Annotated in this window: 8 protein-coding genes; 6 read left to right on the top strand and 2 right to left on the bottom strand. The window is 44.0% G+C overall.

Features of this window, described 5'->3' with window-relative positions; translation table 11 throughout:
- Both A142_RS03140 and zapG read right to left on the bottom strand, forming a co-directional pair.
- A partial coding sequence (locus A142_RS03140; RefSeq protein ID WP_019824593.1) for a trypsin-like peptidase domain-containing protein occupies positions 1-701 on the bottom strand: 701 nt, incomplete at its 3' end.
- 126 nt (positions 702-827) lie between these two features.
- Positions 828-1,283 (bottom strand): Z-ring associated protein ZapG, encoded by a 456-nt coding sequence (zapG, locus tag A142_RS03135; RefSeq protein WP_019824592.1) that lies wholly within the window; start codon positions 1,281-1,283, stop codon positions 828-830.
- A gap of 219 nt (positions 1,284-1,502) precedes the next feature.
- Here zapG and zapE point away from each other — a divergent pair, with 219 nt between their 5' ends.
- From zapE to A142_RS03105, 6 genes are all read left to right on the top strand, one after another.
- On the top strand, positions 1,503-2,606 hold the full coding sequence (gene zapE / locus A142_RS03130; RefSeq protein WP_019824591.1) for a cell division protein ZapE: 1,104 nt from the start codon (positions 1,503-1,505) through the stop codon (positions 2,604-2,606).
- Positions 2,607-2,853: 247 nt separating this feature from the next.
- Positions 2,854-3,282, top strand: a complete 429-nt coding sequence (gene rplM, locus A142_RS03125; RefSeq protein WP_010434689.1) for a 50S ribosomal protein L13 — start codon at positions 2,854-2,856, stop codon at positions 3,280-3,282.
- A 13-nt stretch (positions 3,283-3,295) separates the two neighbouring features.
- The gene (gene rpsI / locus A142_RS03120) at positions 3,296-3,688 is read left to right on the top strand and encodes a 30S ribosomal protein S9 (protein WP_004740758.1); all 393 of its coding nucleotides are present in this window, start codon (positions 3,296-3,298) and stop codon (positions 3,686-3,688) included.
- A gap of 330 nt (positions 3,689-4,018) precedes the next feature.
- Complete coding sequence (petA, locus tag A142_RS03115; RefSeq protein WP_017061434.1) at positions 4,019-4,609, top strand: ubiquinol-cytochrome c reductase iron-sulfur subunit; 591 nt, start codon at positions 4,019-4,021, stop codon at positions 4,607-4,609.
- Positions 4,609-5,874, top strand: a complete 1,266-nt coding sequence (locus A142_RS03110; RefSeq protein ID WP_017061435.1) for a cytochrome b — start codon at positions 4,609-4,611, stop codon at positions 5,872-5,874. The genes petA and A142_RS03110 overlap by 1 nt, the downstream gene beginning before the upstream one ends.
- Complete coding sequence (locus A142_RS03105; protein WP_017061436.1) at positions 5,871-6,608, top strand: cytochrome c1; 738 nt, start codon at positions 5,871-5,873, stop codon at positions 6,606-6,608. The genes A142_RS03110 and A142_RS03105 overlap by 4 nt, the downstream gene beginning before the upstream one ends.
- Positions 6,609-6,679: the final 71 nt, after the last annotated feature.

Raw genomic sequence — 6,679 nt, 5'->3', positions numbered from 1 at the left:
CCTCCGTTAGGGCCAAGAATGGCGGTGTTGATACCAATCAGCTCACCGTTGAGGTTCACTAGCGCACCACCAGAGTTACCGCTATTGATTGCTGCATCGGTTTGAATGAAGTTTTCAAAGTTTTCTAGATTCAGGCCGCTACGACCAAGTGCAGAAACAATACCGGATGTCACGGTTTGCCCAAGTCCGAATGGGTTACCGATCGCGACACTAAAATCACCAACTCTTAGTTTGTCTGAGTCTGCGACTTTTATCTGGGTAAGGTTCTTGGCTTCTTCTAATTTTAGCAGTGCGATATCAGACATCTGGTCGCCGCCGATGAGCTCAGCATCGTACTCTCGACCATCATGCAATTTTACTTTGATATCGTCTGCGCCATTAATGACATGGTAATTGGTCACGATATGACCTTTCTTAGCGTCAATGATGACACCAGAGCCTAGCCCGCGGAATGGACGCTCTCGTGTTTGTTCTGGACCAAAAAAGAATTGAAATTGTTCAGGGATTTGCTGACGTTGTACCTGTTTGCCTTCTACGGCAATACTAACCACAGCGGGGGTCACTTGTTCAAGCATAGGAGCAAGGCTTGGTAATTGTTCATTACCCACACTTAATGGCAGTGCGGCTGTTGCTTGAATGGGGGTGATGATTGAACTTAAGCTTAAAGTCAGTACTGATAAAGCAAGCAAAGGTTTTTTCATCATAAACTCCTCTCTAGTTAAGGTCTTAACCCTCTTATACGTTTAATAAGTATGAGAAGTTTCAAATGACCTGAGTGAAAGTTATGACTCAAAAACCTTTGTAAAGTTCACAGAAGTGTTAAATGTTTACGATGCTTTTGCTGTTACAACATCGGGAGCATCCATGATTTCTTTCTTCTGCTCTGTAAATAAACCGGTTGCGCCATTAGCGTAATCTTTCGGTTGTTCCTCAAGTGTCGCCTCTTTTGCTGAAGACTTCTCTTGTGGCTTGTCCGAATGGGCAGCGGCTGTTTTCACAAACGGGTTATCTTGCTCTGGCAGGTTAGGAATCAGCTCTGAGCTTGTTTTTTCCATGTGTTGGTACAGTTTTGTGTAGTCTTTACCTAATGTGTCCAACATTTCTGCTGATTTCGCAAAGTGATCAGCCAGCTCTTGTCGCTGCTGCTCAAGGGCAAACTTTGCGCTATCTAATTCTTTCTGTACGTTCTTTTGTTTTTTGTATTCAGGTGTCATGAGACGAGAAATAGCGACCCCTAAAATAACTCCGACTAGTAAACCGGCAACGGCATACATCCAAGGCATAACAGCTCCTTATTATTGTTTTTTAACATGTTTGTTACTGCTTAGTTACACGTGATACGGCTCCATGGTACTATGAGAAAGCCGCAGTATAAAGAGAAATGCGTGTGCGCTAGTTAGCAGTTTGATGCTGCATTATTCACCACATCACGTTATTCCTCGTACTGTTTGGGCTCATTTTTAGTTGTTGTCTGATATTGCTTTCATTGTGGAAATGTCGTCATGAATCCCATTAAAAAATACGAACAAGATATAAAAGAACATGGATTTCAAAGAGATCCAGCACAAGAGCAAGCCGTTAAATCTTTAGATGAACTCTTTCATCTATTTCAAGATTACATGAATACGCCCATTCCTCAACTGACTCGCTTCCAGAAATTATTGGGCAAAAAGCCAGAACTGCCAGAGCCACCCAAAGGCCTCTATTTCTGGGGGGGCGTAGGGCGAGGAAAAACGTACCTAATGGATACGTTCTACGATGCCTTACCGACCACTAAAAAAATGCGTGTGCACTTTCACCGCTTTATGTATCGAGTTCATGATGAGCTAAAGGCGCTAGGTAATGTGAGTGATCCATTGCCTTTAGTCGCAGACAAGTTGAAGAAAGAAGCGGACATTATTTGTTTCGACGAATTCTTTGTTTCAGACATCACCGATGCGATGATCCTAGGAACCTTGTTCCAAGAGTTATTCGCTCGAAACGTTATCTTGGTTGCGACCTCTAATATTCCACCCGCGGATCTGTATCGCAACGGATTACAGCGAGCGCGTTTCTTACCGGCCATTAAGCTTATTCAAGACAACTGTCATATCCTTAATGTCGATAGCGGCATTGATTATCGTCTGCGTACCTTAGAACAGGCTGAGATTTACCATTACCCGCTAGATAGCCAAGCGAATATCAATCTCGAAAAGTATTACGCTCAGTTGGTTGGCGAAGATAAAGAGAAGCTTAAGCAGATAGAGGTTAATCACCGTCAATTAGATGTAGTCGAAGCGAGTGATGGCGTACTGCACGGTACCTTTGCTCAGCTTTGTCAGTCGGCTCGTAGCCAGAACGACTATATTGAGTTGTCTCGGGTTTATCACACGGTTCTATTGGCGGATGTGTTGCAAATGGGCGCGACTTCAGATGACGCTGCGAGGCGCTTCATTGCATTAGTTGATGAGTTCTACGAGCGCAATGTGAAACTGATTATTTCAGCGGAAGTGGAGCTAGAAAAGCTATACACCCATGGTCAGCTAGAGTTTGAATTTAAACGTTGTCAGTCGCGTTTAATTGAAATGCAGAGCCATGAATATTTGGCAAAAGAACACTTAAGTTAGCTTTGATTATCTCGAATAAGAAATAGAATTAAAAAAATCGTGATTTTGTTCAAAAAGAGGTGATTTTTTCTTCGCTCTTCTCTATAATCCTGCGACCTACCGTTACTGCGGGCCTCTAGCGATGAGTAAAATCACGTTATGCCAAGAGTTTTCCAACACTCGAAGGGGTGATGAATGGTAACTCTTAGACAGTGGGAATACGCGAGTATTCCTTAAGTGTAAATTTTTTAAATAGGTAATTATTAGCATGAAAACTTTCGTTGCTAAACCAGAAACTGTAAAACGCGACTGGTATGTTGTAGACGCTGAAGGCAAAACTCTTGGCCGTCTAGCAAGTGAAATCGCTTCTCGCCTACGCGGCAAGCACAAAGCAGAATACACTCCTCACGTAGACACTGGTGATTACATCATCGTTGTTAACGCTGAGAAAGTTGCTGTAACTGGTAACAAAGCTAAGGGTAAGGTTTACTACCGTCACTCTGAGTTCCCAGGTGGTCTTAAAACTATCACTTTTGAAAAGCTAATTGCTAAGAAACCAGAAATGGTTCTAGAACTAGCAGTTAAAGGTATGCTTCCACGTGGTCCTCTAGGCCGCGCGATGTACCGTAAGCTTAAAGTGTACGCTGGTACTGAGCACAACCATGTTGCTCAACAGCCACAAGTACTAGACATCTAAGGGGATTATGAAAATGGCAGAGAATCAATACTACGGCACTGGTCGTCGCAAAAGCTCAGCAGCTCGTGTTTTCATCAAACCAGGCTCTGGTGAGATCGTAATCAACAAGCGTAGCCTTGATGTTTACTTCGGTCGTCCAACTTCTCGTATGGTTGTTAAGCAACCTCTTGAGCTAGTTGAACTAACTGAGAAACTTGACCTTTACATCACTGTTTCTGGTGGTGGTATTTCTGGTCAAGCTGGCGCAATCCGCCACGGTATCACTCGCGCTCTTATGGAGTACGATGAAACTCTACGTCCTGCTCTACGTGCAGCTGGCTACGTTACTCGTGACGCTCGTTGCGTTGAACGTAAGAAAGTTGGTCTACGTAAAGCACGTCGTAAACCTCAATTCTCTAAGCGTTAATTTTTCTTTACGAAAAAGTACACGCTCCCAGTTTTACGACTGGAATTGTGGTTCAAAGCTCGGCTATATGCCGGGCTTTTTGTTTTTATGCCCCCTCTAAACGCTTCCCCTCCCTCGTTTTATTTCCAAATTCTTATATTTTGAAAGCTTTTGTAACCCAATGTGCGCTTTGCCTCATGATTGTTACAAAAAGGTAGCTTTATCTTGTCAAAAAGTAGGGTTTTATTTATCATTTGCCGTCAATAAATAGAACTAAATACATATTTTGTTAGCCATGCTCTTTAATCGGAATTATTTCAATCCACAAGGAGCAAATGGGAGAATGTTTGGATGAGCAACGCGCCTTTAAATAACGGTCGCAGGCGTTTCTTAACCGCAACAACAGCCGTTGTTGGTGGTTTAGGAGCAGCTGCTGTAGCCGTGCCTTTTATTAAATCATGGAATCCGAGTGCCAAGGCGAAAGCTGCGGGCGCGCCGGTGGAAGTGGAAGTCAGTAAGTTAGAACCGGGACAAATGGTTCGTGTCGAGTGGCAAGGTAAACCTGTATGGGTTGTACGCCGTGCTGAGTCGGTACTAGAAAACCTAAAATCGATCGGTGGTCAACTTCGTGACCCTCAATCTGAAGCTGAACAACAACCAGAATACGCACAGAACGAGTTCCGTTCAATTAAGCCGGAATTCTTCGTTGCTGTTGGTTTCTGTACGCACTTAGGTTGTTCTCCAACTTACCTGCCGGATTCTTTTGCAGAACAAGTTCAGGGTGTTAAGTCTGGTTTCTTCTGTCCTTGTCATGGTTCAAAGTTTGATATGGCAGGTCGAGTATTCCAAGGCGTACCAGCTCCATTGAATCTTGTTGTACCAAAGCATATGTATTTGAGTGACACTAAGATCATGATCGGTGTGGACGAGGGAGACGCGTAATGCAAGGATTGCTTGATTGGGTAGAGAAACGTCTACCCGCGATGAATGCTTATAAAAAGCATTTATCTGAATACCCAATGCCTAAGAACTTTAACTTTTGGTACCTTTTCGGTTCTTTGGCAATGTTGGTACTGGTTAACCAAATCCTTACGGGTATTTGGCTAACAATGAACTACGTACCATCAGGTGAGGGTGCATTTGCTTCTGTTGAATACATCATGCGTGATGTGGAATACGGTTGGCTACTACGTTACATGCACTCAACAGGTGCTTCGGCATTCTTCGTGGTTATCTACCTGCACATGTTCCGTGGCCTAATCTACGGCTCTTACCAAAAACCTCGTGAGCTACTTTGGATCTTCGGTATGTTGATCTTTTTAGTGCTTATGGCTGAGGCTTTCATGGGTTACTTACTACCATGGGGTCAAATGTCTTACTGGGGTGCTCAGGTAATCATTTCTCTGTTTGGTGCGATCCCTGTTATCGGTGATGACCTAACGCTTTGGATCCGTGGTGACTACATCATCTCTGGTGCAACGCTGAACCGTTTCTTCGCACTGCACGTTATCGCTTTACCAATCGTACTTCTGCTGCTTATCGTACTTCACGTACTGGCACTGCACGAAGTGGGTTCGAACAACCCAGACGGTATCGAGACGAAACTTCCTAAAGGCACAATGGGCGACGACTACAAAACTCAGTTCCCATTCCACAAGGATTACACTAAGAAATACGACATCATTGACTCTATTCCTTTCCACCCATACGGGACTGTGAAAGATATGGTTGGTGTGGCCGGTTTCCTATTCTTCTTCTGTTATGTGCTGTTCTTTAACCCAGAAATGGGTGGGTTCTTCCTTGAGCCGCCAAACTTTGAAGCTGCTAACCCACTGAAAACACCAGAGCACATCGCTCCGGTATGGTACTTCACGCCGTTTTACGCAATTCTGCGTGCTGTTCCTGATAAGTTGCTAGGTGTTGTTGCAATGGGCGCATCTATTGTTGTGCTATTCCTACTACCATGGTTCGACCGTTGTAAAGTGCGTTCTTACCGTTACCGTAGCAAACTGCATTTGATTAATATCATCCAATTCACAATAAGCTTTATTGCGCTTGGTGTACTTGGTGCGCTTCCAGCAACGCCAACATACACGCTACTGGCTCAAATCTTTAGCTTAGGTTACTTCATGTTCTTCGTTCTACTGTGGTTCTACAGTAAAAATGAAGCGACGAAACCATTACCAGAAAGGGTGACATTCAAATGAAAAAGTGGATTGTAATTTTATTTGCTATGTTGCCGTCACTGGTGATGGCAGCGGGTGCAAACGTACCATTAGACAAAGCGAACAATGATTTAACAGACAAAGCTTCATTGCAAAATGGCGCTAAGATGTTCATGAACTACTGTTTCGCTTGTCACTCAACGCAGTACCAGCGCTATGAACGTGTTGCGAATGATTTAGAGATCCCCGTTGATCTTATGAAGGAAAACCTGATTTTTGACCCTGAAGCGAAAATCGGTGACCTGATGGTTAATGCTATGCCTTCTGATCAAGCGGCAAGTTGGTTTGGCGCTCCGCCACCAGACCTAACATTGGTTGCTCGTGTTCGTGGTGCAGACTGGCTGTACACTTACCTTCGTACTTTCTATGAAGATCCGTCTCGTCCATTTGGCGTGAACAACATTGTTTTCCCAAGCGTTGGTATGCCGCACGTTCTTGAAGAACTGCAAGGTATCCCAACACCAATCTATGATACTCATATGGTAGATGGCGAGGAAGTGACGGTTGTTGTCGGCACTGAGACTGACGGCTCTGGCGAATTAAGTGCTGGTGAATACGACGAAGCTGTTCGTGACCTTGTTAACTTTTTGGTTTACTCGGGCGACCCAGTTCAACTTGAGCGTCACGCTATGGGTTGGTGGGTAATGGCCTTCTTAGTAATCTTCACTATCATCGTGATTTTGCTGAAGAAAGAGTATTGGCGTGATGTGCACTAATTGTGCTATAATACCGTGCTAATTCCCAAATTATGTTAATGTTCAATGGAGGCTTTAGGCCTCCATTGTTT

It is taken from the genome of Vibrio splendidus 12E03, assembly GCF_000272105.2.
In the GTDB taxonomy this organism is placed as follows: Bacteria; Pseudomonadota; Gammaproteobacteria; order Enterobacterales; family Vibrionaceae; genus Vibrio; species Vibrio splendidus_I.
Note: the sequence above shows the minus strand (reverse complement) of the source record. Positions and strands in the feature narration are given on the sequence as shown.

Coding starts and splice junctions, on each gene's coding strand:
- rpsI (WP_004740758.1), top strand. CDS start 3,296: ATGGCAGAGAATCAATACTACGGCACTGGTCGTCGCAAAAGCTCAGCA.
- zapG (WP_019824592.1), bottom strand. CDS start 1,283: ATGCCTTGGATGTATGCCGTTGCCGGTTTACTAGTCGGAGTTATTTTA.
- A142_RS03110 (WP_017061435.1), top strand. CDS start 4,609: ATGCAAGGATTGCTTGATTGGGTAGAGAAACGTCTACCCGCGATGAAT.
- petA (WP_017061434.1), top strand. CDS start 4,019: ATGAGCAACGCGCCTTTAAATAACGGTCGCAGGCGTTTCTTAACCGCA.
- rplM (WP_010434689.1), top strand. CDS start 2,854: ATGAAAACTTTCGTTGCTAAACCAGAAACTGTAAAACGCGACTGGTAT.
- A142_RS03105 (WP_017061436.1), top strand. CDS start 5,871: ATGAAAAAGTGGATTGTAATTTTATTTGCTATGTTGCCGTCACTGGTG.
- zapE (WP_019824591.1), top strand. CDS start 1,503: ATGAATCCCATTAAAAAATACGAACAAGATATAAAAGAACATGGATTT.